General features: G+C 64.4%; 17 protein-coding genes and 1 tRNA gene. 11 read left to right on the forward strand and 7 right to left on the reverse strand.

The genetic code is table 11. The features are described 5' to 3' along the window. The first annotated feature begins 44 nt into the window (after positions 1 to 44). Both BEK68_RS08105 and BEK68_RS08115 read left to right on the forward strand, forming a co-directional pair. Positions 45 to 1061: a 1-aminocyclopropane-1-carboxylate deaminase gene (locus BEK68_RS08105; RefSeq protein ID WP_012435939.1), complete on the forward strand. Its 1017-nt coding sequence runs from the start codon at positions 45 to 47 to the stop codon at positions 1059 to 1061. Between the two features lie 568 nt (positions 1062 to 1629). Beyond that, a complete protein-coding gene (locus BEK68_RS08115; RefSeq protein WP_004634211.1) occupies positions 1630 to 2049 on the forward strand; it encodes a hypothetical protein in 420 nt (139 codons plus the stop codon). 4 nt (positions 2050 to 2053) lie between these two features. Here the strand turns inward: BEK68_RS08115 and BEK68_RS08120 are convergent, their stop codons facing one another. Next, positions 2054 to 2887, reverse strand: a complete 834-nt coding sequence (locus BEK68_RS08120) for an aldo/keto reductase (RefSeq protein ID WP_012435940.1) — start codon at positions 2885 to 2887, stop codon at positions 2054 to 2056. Positions 2888 to 2976: 89 nt separating this feature from the next. Then, the gene (locus BEK68_RS08125; RefSeq protein ID WP_012435941.1) at positions 2977 to 4212 is read right to left on the reverse strand and encodes an NADH:flavin oxidoreductase/NADH oxidase family protein; all 1236 of its coding nucleotides are present in this window, start codon (positions 4210 to 4212) and stop codon (positions 2977 to 2979) included. 88 nt (positions 4213 to 4300) lie between these two features. Here BEK68_RS08125 and BEK68_RS08130 point away from each other — a divergent pair, with 88 nt between their 5' ends. Further along, on the forward strand, positions 4301 to 4759 hold the full coding sequence (locus BEK68_RS08130) for a MerR family transcriptional regulator (protein ID WP_012435942.1): 459 nt from the start codon (positions 4301 to 4303) through the stop codon (positions 4757 to 4759). Positions 4760 to 4848: 89 nt separating this feature from the next. After that, a complete protein-coding gene (locus tag BEK68_RS08135) occupies positions 4849 to 5148 on the forward strand; it encodes a hypothetical protein (RefSeq protein ID WP_012435943.1) in 300 nt (99 codons plus the stop codon). 17 nt (positions 5149 to 5165) lie between these two features. Here BEK68_RS08135 and BEK68_RS08140 read toward each other — a convergent pair whose 3' ends face one another. Further along, positions 5166 to 5807, reverse strand: coding sequence for a LysE/ArgO family amino acid transporter (locus tag BEK68_RS08140; RefSeq protein ID WP_012435944.1), 642 nt, complete (start codon positions 5805 to 5807; stop codon positions 5166 to 5168). A 74-nt stretch (positions 5808 to 5881) separates the two neighbouring features. Between BEK68_RS08140 and BEK68_RS08145 the strand changes: the two genes are divergently transcribed. Next, positions 5882 to 6778, forward strand: coding sequence for a LysR family transcriptional regulator ArgP (locus BEK68_RS08145; protein ID WP_012435945.1), 897 nt, complete (start codon positions 5882 to 5884; stop codon positions 6776 to 6778). A gap of 4 nt (positions 6779 to 6782) precedes the next feature. On the opposite strand, the gene BEK68_RS08150 is transcribed toward BEK68_RS08145, so the two are convergent. Further along, positions 6783 to 7643 (reverse strand): MBL fold metallo-hydrolase, encoded by an 861-nt coding sequence (locus BEK68_RS08150; RefSeq protein WP_012435946.1) that lies wholly within the window; start codon positions 7641 to 7643, stop codon positions 6783 to 6785. A 101-nt stretch (positions 7644 to 7744) separates the two neighbouring features. Between BEK68_RS08150 and BEK68_RS08155 the strand changes: the two genes are divergently transcribed. From BEK68_RS08155 to BEK68_RS08175, 5 genes are all read left to right on the forward strand, one after another. Continuing rightward, positions 7745 to 8110: an ArsR/SmtB family transcription factor gene (locus tag BEK68_RS08155; RefSeq protein ID WP_012435947.1), complete on the forward strand. Its 366-nt coding sequence runs from the start codon at positions 7745 to 7747 to the stop codon at positions 8108 to 8110. A gap of 2 nt (positions 8111 to 8112) precedes the next feature. After that, positions 8113 to 8934 (forward strand): sulfite exporter TauE/SafE family protein, encoded by an 822-nt coding sequence (locus BEK68_RS08160; RefSeq protein WP_004634226.1) that lies wholly within the window; start codon positions 8113 to 8115, stop codon positions 8932 to 8934. A 35-nt stretch (positions 8935 to 8969) separates the two neighbouring features. Then, a tRNA-Pro gene (locus tag BEK68_RS08165) sits at positions 8970 to 9046 on the forward strand. 137 nt (positions 9047 to 9183) lie between these two features. Continuing rightward, on the forward strand, positions 9184 to 9657 hold the full coding sequence (gene sixA, locus BEK68_RS08170) for a phosphohistidine phosphatase SixA (protein ID WP_004634229.1): 474 nt from the start codon (positions 9184 to 9186) through the stop codon (positions 9655 to 9657). 127 nt (positions 9658 to 9784) lie between these two features. Further along, positions 9785 to 10618 carry a GNAT family N-acetyltransferase gene (locus BEK68_RS08175; RefSeq protein WP_004634231.1) on the forward strand — a complete coding sequence of 278 codons (834 nt, stop codon included), beginning with the start codon at positions 9785 to 9787 and terminating at the stop codon, positions 10616 to 10618. A gap of 80 nt (positions 10619 to 10698) precedes the next feature. Here BEK68_RS08175 and ppx read toward each other — a convergent pair whose 3' ends face one another. Next, entirely contained in the window at positions 10699 to 12237 is a 1539-nt protein-coding gene (gene ppx, locus BEK68_RS08180) for an exopolyphosphatase (RefSeq protein ID WP_004634233.1), read from the reverse strand. 169 nt (positions 12238 to 12406) lie between these two features. On the opposite strand from ppx, the gene ppk1 reads away from it, so the two are divergent. Continuing rightward, positions 12407 to 14578 (forward strand): polyphosphate kinase 1, encoded by a 2172-nt coding sequence (gene ppk1 / locus BEK68_RS08185; RefSeq protein WP_004634234.1) that lies wholly within the window; start codon positions 12407 to 12409, stop codon positions 14576 to 14578. An 82-nt stretch (positions 14579 to 14660) separates the two neighbouring features. On the opposite strand, the gene phoR is transcribed toward ppk1, so the two are convergent. Then, positions 14661 to 15989 carry a phosphate regulon sensor histidine kinase PhoR gene (gene phoR, locus BEK68_RS08190; RefSeq protein ID WP_012435948.1) on the reverse strand — a complete coding sequence of 443 codons (1329 nt, stop codon included), beginning with the start codon at positions 15987 to 15989 and terminating at the stop codon, positions 14661 to 14663. 94 nt (positions 15990 to 16083) lie between these two features. After that, the gene (phoB, locus tag BEK68_RS08195) at positions 16084 to 16797 is read right to left on the reverse strand and encodes a phosphate regulon transcriptional regulator PhoB (protein ID WP_004634238.1); all 714 of its coding nucleotides are present in this window, start codon (positions 16795 to 16797) and stop codon (positions 16084 to 16086) included. Between the last annotated feature and the right edge of the window lie 22 nt (positions 16798 to 16819).

Consider the following 16819-nt stretch of genomic DNA (forward strand, 5'->3'; position numbering starts at 1 on the left):
GGTTTCCGACATCCCGCCATTCGCGGCACTGAAGGAGCCCCCTCATGAACCTGCAGCGATTTCCCCGCTATCCCCTGACGTTCGGCCCGACGCCCATCCAGCCGCTGAAACGATTGAGCGCGCACCTGGGCGGCAAGGTGGAGTTGTTTGCCAAGCGCGAAGACTGCAACAGCGGCCTGGCCTTCGGCGGCAATAAAACGCGCAAGCTGGAATACCTGATCCCGGAAGCGCTGGAAGGCGGGTACGACACGCTGGTGTCCATTGGCGGCATTCAGTCGAACCAGACGCGCCAGGTGGCCGCCGTGGCGGCGCACCTCGGTCTGAAGTGCGTGCTGGTGCAGGAAAACTGGGTGAACTACTCCGACGCCGTGTACGACCGCGTCGGCAATATCGAGATGTCGCGGATCATGGGCGCCGATGTGCGCCTCGATTCTGCGGGCTTCGACATCGGCATCCGGCCCAGTTGGGAGCAGGCCATGGACGACGTGCGCAAGCGCGGCGGCAAGCCGTTCCCGATTCCGGCCGGCTGCTCCGAACACCCGCTTGGCGGACTGGGCTTTGTGGGCTTTGCTGAGGAAGTGCGCCAGCAGGAAGCGGAGCTGGGCTTCAAGTTCGACTACATCGTGGTGTGCTCGGTCACGGGCAGCACGCAGGCCGGCATGGTCGTCGGCTTTGCGGCGGATGGCCGGGCCGATAAGGTGATCGGCATCGATGCCTCGGCCAAGCCGGAACAGACGCGCGCGCAGATTCTCCGCATTGCGCAGCACACCGCCGAGCTGGTCGACCTCGGCCGCAACATCACCGAAAGGGACGTGGTGCTCGACACGCGCTATGGCGGCCCGGAATACGGCCTGCCCAACGAAGGCACGCTTGAAGCGATTCGCCTGTGCGCGCGCCAGGAAGCCATGCTGACCGACCCGGTGTACGAGGGGAAATCCATGCACGGCATGATCGACATGGTGCGCAACGGTGAATTTCCTGCGGGCTCGCGCGTGCTCTACGCACATTTAGGCGGTGTGCCGGCACTCAACGCGTACAGCTTCATCTTCCGCAACGGTTGATGCGGCGCATCCAGGCGTTGCGCGAGTTCTTCGAGGTGGAGCGCGCCTCCATCGTCATCGCCGCACTGAAGACGCTGGCCGACGGCGGTGAACTGGAGTGCCCCAGATGCGCTGAGAAACCCTCAGTCACGAGGCATTTAGCTCGACGCGCGGAGATCGGAACTCGAGGGTTGAGGCTTTTTGCTCCGCGCCTCGAGCTTTTTACTCGGCGAGTCGAGCTTTTTACTCGGCGAGTCGAGCTTTTTACTCCGCGTGCCGAGCTTTTTGCTCCGCGTGCCGAGCTTTTTGCTCGGCGCTTGAGGATCAGAGCTCGGCCCACGGGGCTTTTTGCTCGACTGTCCGAACTTTTTGCCTCGCACGTCGCGGTTTGCCGTTGGCGCGTGGCGCACTGAACCTCGGCCGGGCGCGCGGTCGATGCATCGGCGCAGCGAAATGTGAAATCGGTCGTGCGGCGGATTCAGCCCAGGGCGTTTCGTCAGCCCGCTTTTTCGTTTCCAAATGTTACGGCGTGCATCGAGGTCGACTTGGCCTAGCGCAAGCAGCGAGGCCGTGCAGTACAGTCCATGCCATGAAAAACGCCCTCACCTGTACGTCTCTCGTCCTGCTGGTCTTGCTCGGTGCTTGCGCTTCGCACCCGCAACAGCAGCCCGTCGACTCGACCAGCGCCGCCGCCGCGGCCACTGCTGCCAGCGCAGACAACGGCTGGCAGACGCTGCGTGCCAACTACATGGCGTGCGTCCAGCGCCAGGCAGATAGCGGCGTGCCGGGCACCACGCAGACGAAGGCCGTGGTCGCCTCCGCGCTCGACGCCTGCGAAGGCGACCTGCGCACCATGCACGACGGTTTCCGCGATCACCTCAGCGCGTCGATGTCGTCGTCCGGCGCGCGCAAGGCAGCCGACCGCGTCACCAAAGACACACGCGACAAAGCCCGCGTCTACCTGATGGGCTACGTCGATCACGCGCGCTACCTGGCGAAGTCGCGCTGAGCGGTTACAGCATCTCCAGCGCGCTCGGCCCCTTGGGCGGCGGGAAGATGCTGTCCAGCATCGCAAGCTGCTCAGCCGTGAGCGTGTGCGATAACGCGCCGATGTTTTCGCGCAGCCGGTCACGATGGCCGGTCTTGGGAATCGCGATGATGTCGTCGCGCGCCAGCAGCCACGCCAGCGCCACCTGTGCCGGCGTCATGCCGCACGCCTGCGCGAAGCGCACCAGCTTCGGATGCCGAATGAGCCGCGCCTGCTCGATGGGCGAATAGGCCATCACCGGCACACGGCGCTCGCGCAGCCAGGGCAACACATCCCATTCGATGCCGCGCCGGCTGAGGTTGTAGAGCAGCTGGTTGACGGCAATCTGATCGCCGCCGGGCACGTCCCACCATTCCTGCATGTCGGAGAGGTCGAGATTGCTCACGCCGTACTGGCGGATCTTGCCCTCGCGCTGCAGGGCCTGCAGGCCTTCCAGCGTGTCGTCGAACGGCACATCGCCGCGCCAGTGCAGCAGGTACAGATCGAGGCGGTCGGTGCCGAGGCGGCGCAGGCTGCGCTCGCACGCCGCAGCAATGCCGCGCCGACTGGCGTTGTGCGGATAGACCTTGCTCACCAGAAAGACTTCATCGCGCCGCCCGGCAATGGCCTCGCCAATCAGCGATTCAGAGAGGCCTTCGCCGTACATCTCGGCGGTGTCGATCAGGCGCAAACCCAGGTCGAGGCCCAGGCGCAGCGTGGCGATTTCTTCGGCGCGCGTGGCGCGGTCGTCGCCCATGTTCCAGGTGCCCATGCCGAGTGCAGGGACGCGTTCGCCGTTGGGCAGAGTGACGTGTTTCATGTCGTGCTTTCCGATCGGAGGCAAAACATGAATCTACAAGAGACGCGGCGCATCGGTAAGGCTGCGCCGGTCCGGTCAGAAAATACGCGCTAGCGCGCCTGGCGTTGCGCCGTCCATCGACGATAGCGCCGCGACTGGCACGCTGCGGCCAGTTGCTGCTGAATCAGCGCGCGCAGCGGCGACACGCGCGGGTCCGTCGTGCGCCCCTCGCTCAGCCGGTTGAGCTGAAACTTGACGACCGCCATGTTGGCCAGTGCGCCCAGCGCCTTGTTCTTCCACGTGATGGTCTGCAGCGCGGGCGCGTTGTTCTTGCCGCCAGCCCAGTCGCGCGGCAGGTTTGGTTCGATGGACAGCGCAGTCGCAATGCCCACCATATCGACACCGCTGTCGACCACCTGCTCCGCCACCGCCCGACGCCGGATGCCGCCCGTGACCATCAGCGGCATGCGTGCGATGGCGGCAATGTCGCGCGCAAATTCCAGGAAATACGCTTCGCGGGCAAGCGTGCGGCCGTCGCGCGCGTGCCCTTGCATGGCAGGCACTTCATAGCTGCCGCCGGACAGTTCGACCAGATCGACGCCCAGCGGGTTGAGCAGCTCGACCACCTGCTTCGCATCGTCAGGGCTGAAGCCGCCGCGCTGGAAATCGGCCGAGTTCAGCTTGACCGCCACCACGAACTGCGGCGACACGGCGGCACGCACGCTGCGCACGATATCGAGCAGCAGGCGCGCACGGTTTTCGATCGGGCCGCCCCACTGATCCTGCCGCCGGTTGGAAATGGGCGACAGAAACTGGCTCAGCAGATAGCCATGGGCGGCGTGGATCTGCACGCCGGTAAAGCCGCTCTGCTCGGCCAGTTGCGCGCTGCGCGTGAAGCGCTGCTGGACTTCGCCGATATCCACCTCGGTCATCTCGCGCGGCACCGGAAACTGCTTGGACAGCGCGCCCAACGCCAGCGGAACTGCCGACGGCGCCAGCGTCGGCTGCCCGAGCGATGCCGGCATCTGGCGCCCCGGATGGTTGATCTGCACCCACGCATGCGCGCCGTGCGCACGCGCCACCTGGGCCCAGCGGCGGAAGCGCTCGAGATGCGCGCCGTCTTCGAGGACGACGCCGTTCGGGCCGGTCATGGCGCGGTGGTCGATCATCACGTTGCCGGTCAGGATCAAGCCCGCGCCACCTGCCGCCCACGCCTCATACAGGCGCAGCAACGCGTCGGAAGGCGCGTGATCGGCATCGGCCATGTTTTCTTCCATGGCGGCTTTGGCAAGGCGATTTGGGATCACCGCGCCGTTGGGCAGAACGAGGGGCGTGAAGAGCTTCATGGTGGCATCCGCGTGGGATTTGACATTTGACGAGACCTCAACCCTAAGCTTAAAGTCAACTTGAATGTCAAGTCTGCGGAGCACGCACATGAAGATTGGTGAACTGGCGCGCCTGAGCGGCGTGGCCGCCTCGCGCATCCGGTTCTATGAAGCCAGCGGCCTGTTGCAGCCGGCTGAGCGGCAGTCCAATGGCTATCGGGAGTACGCGCCGGAATCCGTCACGCGGCTGCAGATCATCCTGCGCGCGCAAAGCGCGGGGTTCTCGCTGGAAGAGATTCGCGCCCTCTTGCCCGGACACCAGGGCGCGTGGCCACGCGAAGAACTTCTGCAGGCGCTGCACAGCAAGGTCGCGGAAATCGGCGTGCTTGAGCAGCGCCTGGCGCAAAACAAGCGCGACTTGCTTGCGCTCATCCGCGAAGTCGACCACGAGCCCGACGGCGAAGACTGCACCGACCGCGCCCGCCGCATGTTCGACAAGATGAACCTCCGGCCGCTCGCGCAACCTGCCGCCGAACCGCAGATGCGCCACGCACGAAAGCGCGGCTGAGGCCGCAGCCTATTCCGAGACACGCGCAAACGTGTCGGCGTTGGTCATCACCGGGTGCCTTCGCCGCTTGTGGCCCGGTCCGACAGAACGTGCCAGACGGCCTCCAACCTGCCCGCACGCAGCACGCCGGTGAATGCGCACACCATGTCGCCCTTGGGCGTGGCACCGGCGAAGGCGAAGGCGACGCACTGGTTCTGCTGTGCGGCGACTCGCAACCACGTGACCTGGTTACGCTGGATATGGAAACGCTGCTGGCGCTCCAGCTCATTACGCTGGAACGCCTGAGCCCCGGCGTGAGCGCGCCGCGCGTCACGCTGCAGGGGCATGCGCTGTTGAAGTCGCTGGGGGTCCTCCGCGCGCGCAAGGGCGTGCTGGCGGCGGTGGCGTAACGGGTAGCGGAATCGAATCAAAATCCGCGCAGGGCGTGATGCAGCAGCAAGGCGGACAGCACCAGCATCGTCACGCCAATCAACCCATCCAATACCTGCCACGCCTTGGGCCGGGCAAACCACGGTGCGAGCCAGCGCGCGCCAAACCCCAGCGATACAAACCAGAACAGGCTGGCCGACCCTGCCCCCGCCACAAACCAGCCACGCAATGCCGAGGCTTGCTGCGCGCCAATGCTGCCCACGAGCAGCACCGTGTCCAGATACACATGCGGATTGAGCAGCGTAAAAGCTGCCGCCTGCGCCAACGCTGCGCGCCGGCTGAGGCCATCTCCGCCCGCGACGGCCCGTAACTGGTTGGAATGCCGGGCCCGCCGCAGCGCCTGCACGCCATACAGCAACAGGAATGCGGCGCCCGCCAACCCGAGGAATCGCGCGAGACTGGGCCGCTCGCCCAGGGCCTGCGCCATACCAAGCACGCCCGCCAGGATCAGCACCGCATCGGCCATCGCACAGAACAGCACGACGCTGCCCACATGCTCACGGCGCAGGCCCTGACGTAGCACGAACGCGTTCTGCGCGCCGATGGCCACGATCAGGCCCAGGCTCAGGGCCAGGCCCTGCAGGAAGACGGAAGAGGAAGTCGCTATCGAGGTCGTCATGCGCGCAGCTTGCCGGCCCGATTGAATGAAGACAAACTATCTTTTCTTCATTTGATTCAGTTTTCCTAACTCACGTGCTGGATTATTCCGCCCTGGCGGCGTTGGCTGCCGTCATCCGAGAAGGCAGTTTCGAGCGGGCAGCCCGCGCACTGCATGTCACGCCGTCGGCCATTTCGCAGCGCATCCGGTTGCTGGAAGAACGCGTCGGCTGCGCGCTGGTCGTGCGCGACCAGCCGTGCCGCCCCACCGAGACCGGCCGGCGGCTTTGCCAGCACGTCGACCGCGTGCGCCTGCTCGAACAGGAACTGCAAGGCACGTTGCCGACGCTGGCGCCAGAGGACGCGGCGCGTGTTGCGCTGCCCATTGCCGTGAACGCCGACAGCCTGGCGACGTGGCTCGCGCCAGCGATCGCCACATTCGCAGCAGCCCACCCGGTGCTGATGGAGGTGGCGGTGGATGATCAGGATCACACCGGTGAATGGCTGCGCAGCGGCGCCGTGCTGGCAGCCGTTACCGCCACCGCGCGGCCGGCCACAGGGTGCAACAGCCGTCCTCTTGGAGCCATGCGTTATCTGGCTGCGGCCAGCCCCGCTTTCGTACAGCAACATTTCGCAGACGGCGTCCGCGCAGGAGAACTGGCGCAAGCGCCCTGCCTCGTGTTCAACACCAAGGATGCGTTGCAGGCCACCTGGGCCAGGCGCCTGTGCCATCGACATGTGGAACTGCCGCGCCATCTGCTGCCGTCGTCGCAGGCGTTTGTGACCGCGGCCGTGGCCGGCATGGGCTGGGGGCTGCATCCGCATGCGCTGATTGCGCAGCATCTTGAAGACGGCTCGCTGGTCGAGCTGGTGCCGGATACGCCGTTGGACGTTCCGCTGTATTGGCAGCATGCGCGGGCGGCCTCGGCGCTGCTCGATGAACTCAGCCGCCAAGTGCTGACTGCTGCGCGTGCCGCGCTGCTCGCTCCCTGAGCCGTTACAGCGCGTTCAGAGGAATCTTGAGGTACTGCACGCCGTTTGGCTCGGCCGGAGGCAACATGCCCGCGCGAATGTTCACCTGAATGGCCGGCAGCATCAGCGTCGGCATGCCGAGCGTGGCATCGCGCTTCGTGCGCATCTGCACGAACTCGGCCTCGGTCACGCCATCGCGCACATGGATGTTGGCGCGGCGCTGCTCGGCCACCGTTGTGTGGCACACGGCTTCGCGCCCACCGGGCGGATAGTCGTGGCACATGTAGAGGCGCGTGTCCGGCGGCAGATCCAGCAAGCGGCGGATCGACTGGTACAGCGTGCCCGCATTCCCTCCCGGAAAATCGCAGCGCGCGGTGCCCACGTCCGGCATGAACAGCGTGTCGCCCACAAACACCGCATCGCCCACCTGATACGCCATGTCTGCCGGCGTGTGGCCCGGCACGGCCAGTGCCTTTGCTTCCAGATTGCCGATATGGAACACCTCGTCCGGCGCAAACAGATGGTCAAACTGGGAGCCATCGAGCTGGAACGCGGGCTCGAGGTTGAAGATCGGCTTGAACACGCCCTGCACGACGCGAATGCGCTCACCGATGGCGATACGCCCGCCGTAACGCCCACGCAGACACGGCGCAGCCGACAGGTGATCGGCATGCGCGTGGGTCTCCAGTAGCCATTCGATGCGCAAGTCCTGCGCTTCGATGAACGCCGCAACGCGGTCGGCCGAGCGGGTCGTCGTGCGGCCCGATTTGGGGTCGTAGTCGAGTACCGAATCGATCACGGCACAGGGCGAGCCGGGCCCCGCGTGCACGACGTAGGTCATGGTGCAGGTATCGGGGTCGAAGAAGGATTCGATCTGGGCGTGCATGGTGGACTTTCCCGAACAATCTATATTTTTATAGAATATCGTCTGACATTCTGTCTGCCAATAGCGCAAACAGCATGAATAAACCCTCGCACCACGCCCCGATGAGCCATTCCACTGCCAGTCCCGATGTTGTGCCGCTGCCTGAGGCGGCCATTTCCATGCTGCGCGCCTCTGCGTCGCAGGCGTGTGCCGTGCTCAAGGCCATGGCCCACGAAGACCGCCTGCTGCTGCTCTGCCAGCTCACGCAGGGCGAGCGCAATGTCGGCGAGCTGGAGGCGCTGGTCGGTCTGCATCAACCCAGCCTGTCGCAGCAATTGGGCGTGTTGCGCGACGAGGGCCTTGTCGCCACGCGGCGCGAAGGCAAATACATCTACTACCGGCTCGCCAGCTTCGAGGTCATCCAGATCATGCAGACGCTGTCCGAGCTTTACTGCGGCAAGGTCATGAAGAAGATGGCGGGACGCTGACCATGTCGCCGATGGAAGCGGGTTGGATCATCAGTGCGGGGCTGGGCTCCGTGGTTGGCCTGATCCTGGCGCTGACGGGCGCAGGCGGCGCCATTGTCGCGGTGCCGCTGCTGATTTTTGGGTTGCATCTGTCGGTGCCGGAAGCTGCGCCCATTGCACTGCTGGCGGTGGGACTGTCCGCCGGGCTGGGTGCGACGCTCGGCTTGCGCGAACGCAAGGTCCGCTACAAAGCCGCTGGGCTGATGGCGCTGTGCGGCGTGGTGATCTCGCCGTTCGGCATCTGGGTTGCGCACCGCGTGCCGAACACGCCGCTCACGCTGCTGTTTGCAGTGGTGCTCGCCTACGTGGCGGTACGCATGTTCCGGCAAGCGCGCGCAGCACCGTCCACCGAGCCGCGCCCGAGGCGGACAGCACCGCCCTGCCACCTTGACAGCACCACGGCCAAGCTCGTCTGGACGCTGCCGTGCGCGCGCGCATTGGCTGCGTCGGGCGTGGGCGCAGGCTTCCTGTCCGGGTTGCTGGGCGTGGGCGGCGGCTTTGTCATCGTGCCCGCATTGCGCCGCGCGACCGATCTGCCGATGCAAACCATCGTCGCCACCTCGTTGGCGGTGATTGCGCTGGTGTCCGGTGGCGGTGTGGTCGCCTCGGCCATCGGCGGGCATGTCGATTGGCATATTGCGCTGCCGTTTGCCGCCGGCGCCTTGACCGGCATGCTAGTGGGCAGACGCTTTGCGCGGCATCTTGCAGGGCCGGCGCTCCAGCAAGGATTTGCCGCGTTTGCGGGCGTCGTGGCGCTCGGGATGATTGTCCGAACACTCATTTGACCAGCTTGTTGCGAAAGCGGTACAATCGCGGTCTTCGGGGCGTAGCGTAGTCTGGTAACGCGTCCGGTTTGGGACCGGAAGACCGCGGGTTCAAATCCTGCCGCCCCGACCAGCATTGAGCAGCAAACAAAACGGCTTACGTTCACCACGTAAGCCGTTTTGCTTTGGAGCGACACATTGCGGCGCATGGTGTCATCTGACGATGCTATAAAGACAGCATCCGCATCATGCAATGCCGCTCCCTTTTCCATGAACCTCATCCTGTGGCGCCACGCTGAAGCCGAAGACGTGGCCGCATCCTTGCGCATCCAGCGCAACACCGATCTCCAGCGAGAACTCACCAAGCGCGGTCACAAGCAGGCCGAGAAGATGGCCAATTGGCTGCGCCCTCGCCTGCCGGCAGACACGCTCGTGCTCGCGAGCCCCGCGGTCCGCACACAGCAGACCGCACGCGCCCTCACCGAACATTTCCAGACGCTGCCCGCGCTCGCGCCTGGCGCAGATGTGAGCGCGATCCTCGATGCATTGGACTGGCCGTCGAATACGAACCTGCTGCTGGTCGGCCATCAGCCGTGGCTCGGGCGCCTTGCCAGCCTGCTCATTGCGGGCACCGAAATGGACTGGAGCGTAAAGAAAGCCGGCGTGTGGTGGCTCTGCCGCCGCATGCGCGAAGACGAAGCACAGACCGTGCTGCGCGCGGTGGTGAACCCCGATCTCGCGTGACACATCACGTTGGTCACAGCATCGCCACGCAAAATTCACGCAACGGTCACGGTTGACACGCTTTTGTCGCGGATCTGTCACGCAGCGTCTCTAGAATCGCTTCGAAATCCACCCTTGGGATGCACGAATGCGAGACCTGCCGACGCCCACCCAGCCATTGATCGACGCACTGCCGAGCCTGAACCTGGGCAACGCTCGGAGGGGCCTTCCTCGCTCGCCCGACGCTGTTCCGGCGCGTGACAAGCCTGTTCTGGCCGTTTCGTGGGCGCGCCATCAGGATGAAGTGACCGAAGCGCAGCGCCTGCGCTACAAGGTGTTTGCCGAAGAAATGGGCGCCCGCCTGCCCTCGGCCCACACGGAACTGGACGTCGACATGTTCGACGCCGTGTGCGACCACCTGATCGTGCGCGACCAGAAGACGCTCCGCGTGGTCGGCACCTACCGCGTGCTGCGCCCGGACGCCGCCAAGCAGATCGGTTGCCTGTATTCCGAATCCGAATTCGACCTCGTGCGCTTGGCGCACTTGCGTCCGAAGATGGTCGAGCTTGGCCGCTCGTGCGTGCACCGCGACTACCGCTCGGGCAGCGTCATCATGGCGCTGTGGGCCGGCCTGGGCGAATACATGCAGCGCTACGGTTTCGAATCGATGCTGGGCTGCGCAAGCGTGTCGATGGGCGATGGCGGTCACTTTGCAGCCAGCCTGTATCGCAGCTTCGTTGACGATGGCTCGCTCGCACCGATCGAGTATCACGCCTTCCCGCGCGTGGCACTGCCGGTGGACGAACTGAACCAGGATCTCGAAGTCGAGCCGCCTGCGCTCGTGAAGGGCTATCTGCGCCTGGGCGCACGCATCTGCGGTGCACCGGCCTGGGACCCTGACTTCAACGTCGCCGACTTCCTCACGCTGCTGCGCCTGTCGGACATCAACCCGCGCTACGCACGCCACTTCCTGCGCGGCTGATATCGCTCCGAACAGCGCCACATCAAATAAAACGGCCCGGGTCACTCCGGGCCGTTTTGCTTGGGATGCTGCGCGACGCTTTACACGTACACCACCTTGTAGCGGCGGCCGATGCGCTGCCACTCATCGGCTTCCTTCGTCAGGCTGTATTCCACCAGCGGATTCTGCTCGATCCAGTTCTTGGGCAGCTCGACTTCGAAACCGCCTTCGTTCAGTTCGCCCTCGCTATGGCGCACGCGCAAGCCCGGCAACTGGATCGCTCCGCGCCTGCGGCACAGCACAAACGCCAGACGCAGGCTGAACAGCATCCGCCAATCCAGGAACTTGCCGCCGCCCGAAAGCTTGCCCAGCTTGCCGGCGTGGCCCAGCAGCAGCGTTGCCAGGCGCGCTTGGTCTGTCCTGGAAAAACCCGGCATATCGGCATGGCTGGCGATGTACGCCGAGTGCTTGTGGTACCCGCTGTGCGAGATGCTCATGCCGATCTCGTGCAGGTTTGCCGCCCAACCGAGCAGCGCGAGATTGTCTTCGCGGCGCTCATCGGGCGGATCGGGAAACTGCGACAACAGCGCCGTCGCCGCATCGCGTACCCGGCTTGCCTGCGCACGGTCGACGTTGTAACGGCGCATGAACTGTTCGATCGTCACCGTGCGCATGTCTTCATGATGCGTACGGCCGAGCAGGTCATACAGCACGCCCAGGCGCAAGGCGCCATCGGTCACGTCCATACGGTCGACATCGAGTTCCGCAAACACGCCCAGCATGATCGACAGGCCGCCCGGCAGCACCGGAATCCGGTCCGCCTTCAGGCCGTTGAGCTTCAGGCGGTTGGTGTTCTCTGACTTGACGAGCGCGCGCTTCAGGCGCTCCAGCCCTTCACGCGTAATACCGTGTTCGTTGCTCTTGTCATTGAAGCCGTTCAGCTCGATCAGCTCAGCCAGCGCACGCGCCGTCCCCGATGACCCGACGGCCTGCGTCCAGCCAGCCGTGCGGTACTGCTGCACGAGCACCTGGATCTCGCGACGCGCGGCCAGCTCGGCCTGCTTCATCGCGTATTCATCAACGTTGCCGTTCGGAAAGAAATGCCGGCTGTGCGAAACGCAACCGATGTACAGCGACTCCATCAGCTTGGGCTTGTAGCCGTTGCCGATAATGAACTCGGTGGAGCCGCCGCCGATGTCGACGACGAGCCGGTTGCCCTGGCACGCCGGTGCGTCATGCGATGCACCGAGATAGATCAGGCGTGCCTCTTCGCGGCCCGCAATCACCTCGATGGGAAACCCTAGCGCGGCTTCCGCCTCGATCAGGAATTCCTGCGCGTTCTTGGCCACGCGCAAGGTGTTAGTGGCCACGGCCCGGATATGCTCGGGGGAAAAATCACGCAAGCGATCGCCAAAGCGGCGCAAGGCGTCGACGCCGCGCCGGCGCGCGGGCTGATCCAGGTATTTATCTTGCGTAAGCCCGGCAGCCAAACGCACCGGTTCGCGCAGCGCATCGACCTGGAAGATCTGGGTACTGCTGGCACCGTTGGCACCAAGGGTTTCGTCGACGCGGCCGATCATCAGCCGGAAGCTGTTGGAGCCCATGTCGACAGCAGCCAGCAGACGGGGGGTGGGACTCATGAATGAAAACGGGTGAGGAGCAGAATCAGGGGCGTGGGGTATTGTCGTTCGAAACAATGCGCAACAAAATATGTCTTTATTGTGTCCCGAACGTGACAAATCCAATGTGTCACAAATTTGACACTGAACTATGAAAAAGTGGCCAGATCGTCATCCGTCAGAACACAACATGTCGACATTGCCCGCGGGCGATCTGCTCAATCGCGAACTGGGCATCCTGGAGTTCAATGCCCGTGTGCTCGCCCAGGCCGCCGACCCGGGTGTGCCGCTGATGGAGCGGCTGAAATTCATCTGCATCGTCTCGAGCAATCTCGATGAGTTCTTTGAAATCCGCATTGCCGGATTGAAGGAGCAGATGCGCGACAACCCTTCGTCGGTCACGCCCGACGGGCTGTCGGTGCAGCAGGCATTTGGCGTGGTCTCGGAGCGGGTGAGGCAACTGGTCGCGCAACAGTATGCCATGTTGCAGGAGGAGATCCTGCCGTTGCTGGAGAAGGAAGGCGTCTTCTTCCACATGACCACCAATTGGAATGAAGCCCAGCGCGCCTGGTGTCGCAGTTTCTTCCAGCGCGAGCTGGTGCCCATCCTGACCCCGATGGCTCTTGACCCAGCGCACCCGTTCCCACGCGTGCTCAACAAGAGCCTGAACTTCATCATCGAGCTGTCGGGCAAGGATGCATTCGGCCGTGAGGCTGAACTGGCCATCGTGCAGGCCCCGCGTGCCCTGCCCCGGCTTGTGCAGATGCCGCCGGAACTGTCGGGCTACCCGTATGGGTTCGTGCTGCTGTCGTCGTTCATGCAGGGCTTTGTGCATGAGCTGTTCCCGCAGATCGACGTACATGGCTGCTACCAATTCCGCGTGACGCGCAACTCCGACCTGTTTGTGTCGGAAGATGAAATCACGGACTTGCGCGAAGCGCTGCAGGGTGAACTGTCCACGCGCCACTTCGGCGACGCAGTGCGCCTGGAAATCGCACACGACACGTCGCCCGCGCTGGTGGTGCGACTGCTGCAGGAGTTCGGCCTGACCGACGCGGACTGCTACCGCGTCAAAGGGCCTGTGAACCTGGTGCGCCTGCTGCAGGTGCCCGACATGGTCGACAAACCGGTGCTGAAATACCCGCCGCACGTGCCGGCAACGGTCAGGCAGGTGGCCAACAGTTCCAACGTGTTTGACGCCATCCGCCAGGGCGACATCCTGCTGCACCATCCATACGAAAGCTTCACGCCCGTGCTGGAGCTGCTGCAGCAGGCAGCGCGCGACCCTGACGTAGTCGCAATCAAGCAGACCGTCTACCGCACCGGCAACGAATCCACGGTGATGGAAGCGCTCATCAAAGCTGCGCACAACGGTAAGGAGGTGACCGTCGTCGTCGAACTGCTCGCGCGCTTTGACGAAGAGACGAACATCAACTGGGCGGACCAGCTTGAATCGGCCGGCGCTCATGTCGTGTATGGCGTGGTCGGTCACAAGTGCCACGCGAAGATGCTGCTGGTGGTGCGCCGCGAAGTGTCCGGCAAGGGCAAGGCCGTCAGGCTGCGCCGCTACGCGCATCTGGGCACGGGCAACTACCACCCCAAGACCGCCCGCCTCTACACCGACTTCGGCCTGATGACGGCGAACGAGCAGATCTGCGAAGACGTGCATCACGTGTTCCAGTTGCTCACGGGCACGGGCGCACAGGTCAAGCTGCATCATCTGTGGCACTCGCCATTCACGATGCACGACAACCTGATCGAGCATATTCGAGCTGAAGCGCGTGCCGCTCGCGCAGGCAAACGTGCGCGCATCATCGGCAAAATGAATGCACTGCTGGAGCCGGCCATCATCGACGAGCTGTACAAGGCGTCGCGGGCGGGCGTGAAGGTCGACTTGATCGTGCGCGGTGTGTGCGCGCTCAAGCCGGGCGTGCCGGGGCTGTCGGAGAACATCAGCGTGCGCTCCATCGTCGGGCGTTTCCTGGAGCACCACCGCGTCTACTACTTTCATGCCGGCGGCGAGGAAGTCGTCTACCTCTCCAGCGCCGACTGGATGGACCGCAACCTGTTCCGTCGTGTGGAAGTAGCCTTCCCCGTGCTCGATCGCAAGCTTAAGGCACGTGTCATCAAGGAAAGCCTGCAGGTGCATCTGCGCGACAACGCATCGGCGTGGGTCATGCAGCAGGATGGACGCTACGTCCAGCGCCAGACGCGCGGCAAGCACGTGCGCGTCAGCCAGTTGGAACTCCTGAACCTCTTCTCGCCGCAGGCTGCGGCGGCGGCGGAGACGGCTGCCGCAGTGGCGGCGGCAACGGCCGCTGAGGCGCCGGTGCGCGCTCCGGTGGAGATCTCCGCAGGCTGATCCACCGGCCTGCCGGCAAACAAAAACGCACGCTCACCAGCGTGCGTTTTTCATCGGATCAATGGATCGAAAGTACGGGCGATCAGGCGACGCGCTCATCAGCAACGGAGGCGCTGCGCACGATCGTGCGCTCTGGCGGGAAGACGGCGCGGAAGGTGCTGCCCTTGCCGTGCTCGCTGGTCACCTGCAACTCTCCACCGTGGCGCGACAGCACGTGCTTGACGATAGCCAAGCCTAGGCCGGTACCCCCGGTGTCGCGTGAACGGCTGCGGTCCACGCGATAGAAACGCTCGGTCAGCCGCGGGATATGCTCGGGTGCAATGCCAATCCCCGTGTCGGTGACGGAGTACACCGCGTGCCCGTCGCGCACGCCCCAATCGAGACGGATCGTGCCGCCATCCGGCGTATAGCGCACCGCGTTGGATGCCAGGTTGCTGAACGCGGAAAGCAATTCAAGCTCGGCGCCGCACACGCTCACGGCCGGATCGCATGTCATGCTGACGGTGTGCCGGCCCGCCGACAGCGCTTCGATATCGTGCTGGAGCTGCAGCATCATGCGCTGCATCGGCACCGGCGCCAGAGACGGCGGCTCGGGATTGCCTTCGAGCGTGGCGAGCGCCAGCAAGTCTTCCACCAGATGCTGCATGCGCATGGCCTGCGTGTGCATCATGTCCAGGTAGCGCCGCTTGTCTTCTTCCGGCAGCGGGATATCGCGCACCGTCTCGAGAAAGCCCGAGAGCACGGTCAGCGGTGTCTTCAGCTCGTGCGAGACGTTGGCCACGAAATCGCGGCGCATCGCTTCGGTGTTCTCCAGCTTGGTGATGTCCTGAGACACCAGCAGCTTGCGGTCTTCGCCATACGGCAAGATCTGGGCGGAGATGATGCTTTGCTTGTGCGGGCCCACGTCATGCATGGTGAGCGGCTCCTCGAACTCGCCGCGCGCCAGGTAGCGCACGAACTCCGGTCGGCGGATCAGGTGGGTAATGCGTTGGCGCAGATCACGCTTGGCAGAGAGCCCGAAGTGCTCTTCGGCTACCGCGTTGCACCATTCGATCTGGTCTTCACCGTCAAGCATCAGCACGCCGTTGGGCGATGCCTGAATGGCCTGGATGAAGCGGCTGTGCTGTTGTTCGACTTGCAGCACCTGGGTGCGCCAGCCCTTCATCAAACGGTGCAGGCGGTAGTAGACCTCGCCCCACAGGCCGAGCGCGCTGGGGATCTCGCCATAGGCCGGCGAGTCCAGCACGCGCCACAGGCGCTGGATCTGGTAGATGTAATACAGGAGCATCGCTAACAGCATGGCGCTGAGCACCGCCAGCGCAGCGACGTGGTCGACGAAGATATACAGGCATGCCGTGACGATGCCCATGAGGGCGGCAAAGACGGCAAAGCGGGTCCAGAAGACGTTCATGAAAGCATTTTATGCGCTGGACCGCGACGGGCGTGTGAACGCGCGATGGAAAAAGAACCGGCTCGCGCGTTCGCCTGACGGATGCGTTATTGCGTTACTGCCCCGGATTGCGCGCGAGGCGATAGCCGCTGCCGCGCACGGTTTCGATCATGTTGCTGTAGCCGCCCGGAGCGAGCGCTGCGCGAAGGCGCTTGATGTGCACGTCCACCGTGCGCTCTTCCACGAAGACGTGGTCGCCCCACACCTGGTCGAGCAACTGCGAGCGGCTGTGCACGCGCTCCGGATGCGTCATCAGGAAATGCAGCAGGCGGAACTCCGTCGGTCCGAGGTCCAGCTTGATCGGGTTTTCCGCCTCGACGTTCGTGGCCGTCACGCGGTGCGTGGCCGGGTCCAGCTTCAAGCCGTTGATCGCCACCACGTCGTCGGTCAGCTGCGGCGCGCGGCGGCGCAGCACCGCTTTGATGCGTGCGAGCAGTTCCTTGGGCGAGAACGGCTTGGTGACGTAATCGTCCGCGCCGCTGTCCAGACCCATGATCTTGTCCTGCTCTTCGCTGCGGGCCGTCAGCATGATGATCGGGATCTGCCGCGTGCGCTCGTTGGCACGCAGCTCCTTGGCGAACATCACGCCCGATTTGCCCGGCAGCATCCAATCGAGCAGGACGAGGTCGGGCAACACGTCGCTCATCAGCGACAGCGCCTGCTCGGCGTTATACGCGCGGATCGGGTAGTGCCCTGCGTGCTGCAGGTTCACGGCGATCAGCTCGGCGATCGCCGGTTCGTCTTCTACGACGAGAATACTGCTCGGCATGCTCACGTCTCCAGTCCTGCCT

Source organism: Ralstonia pickettii, from assembly GCF_001699815.1.
Lineage (GTDB): Bacteria > Pseudomonadota > Gammaproteobacteria > Burkholderiales > Burkholderiaceae > Ralstonia > Ralstonia thomasii.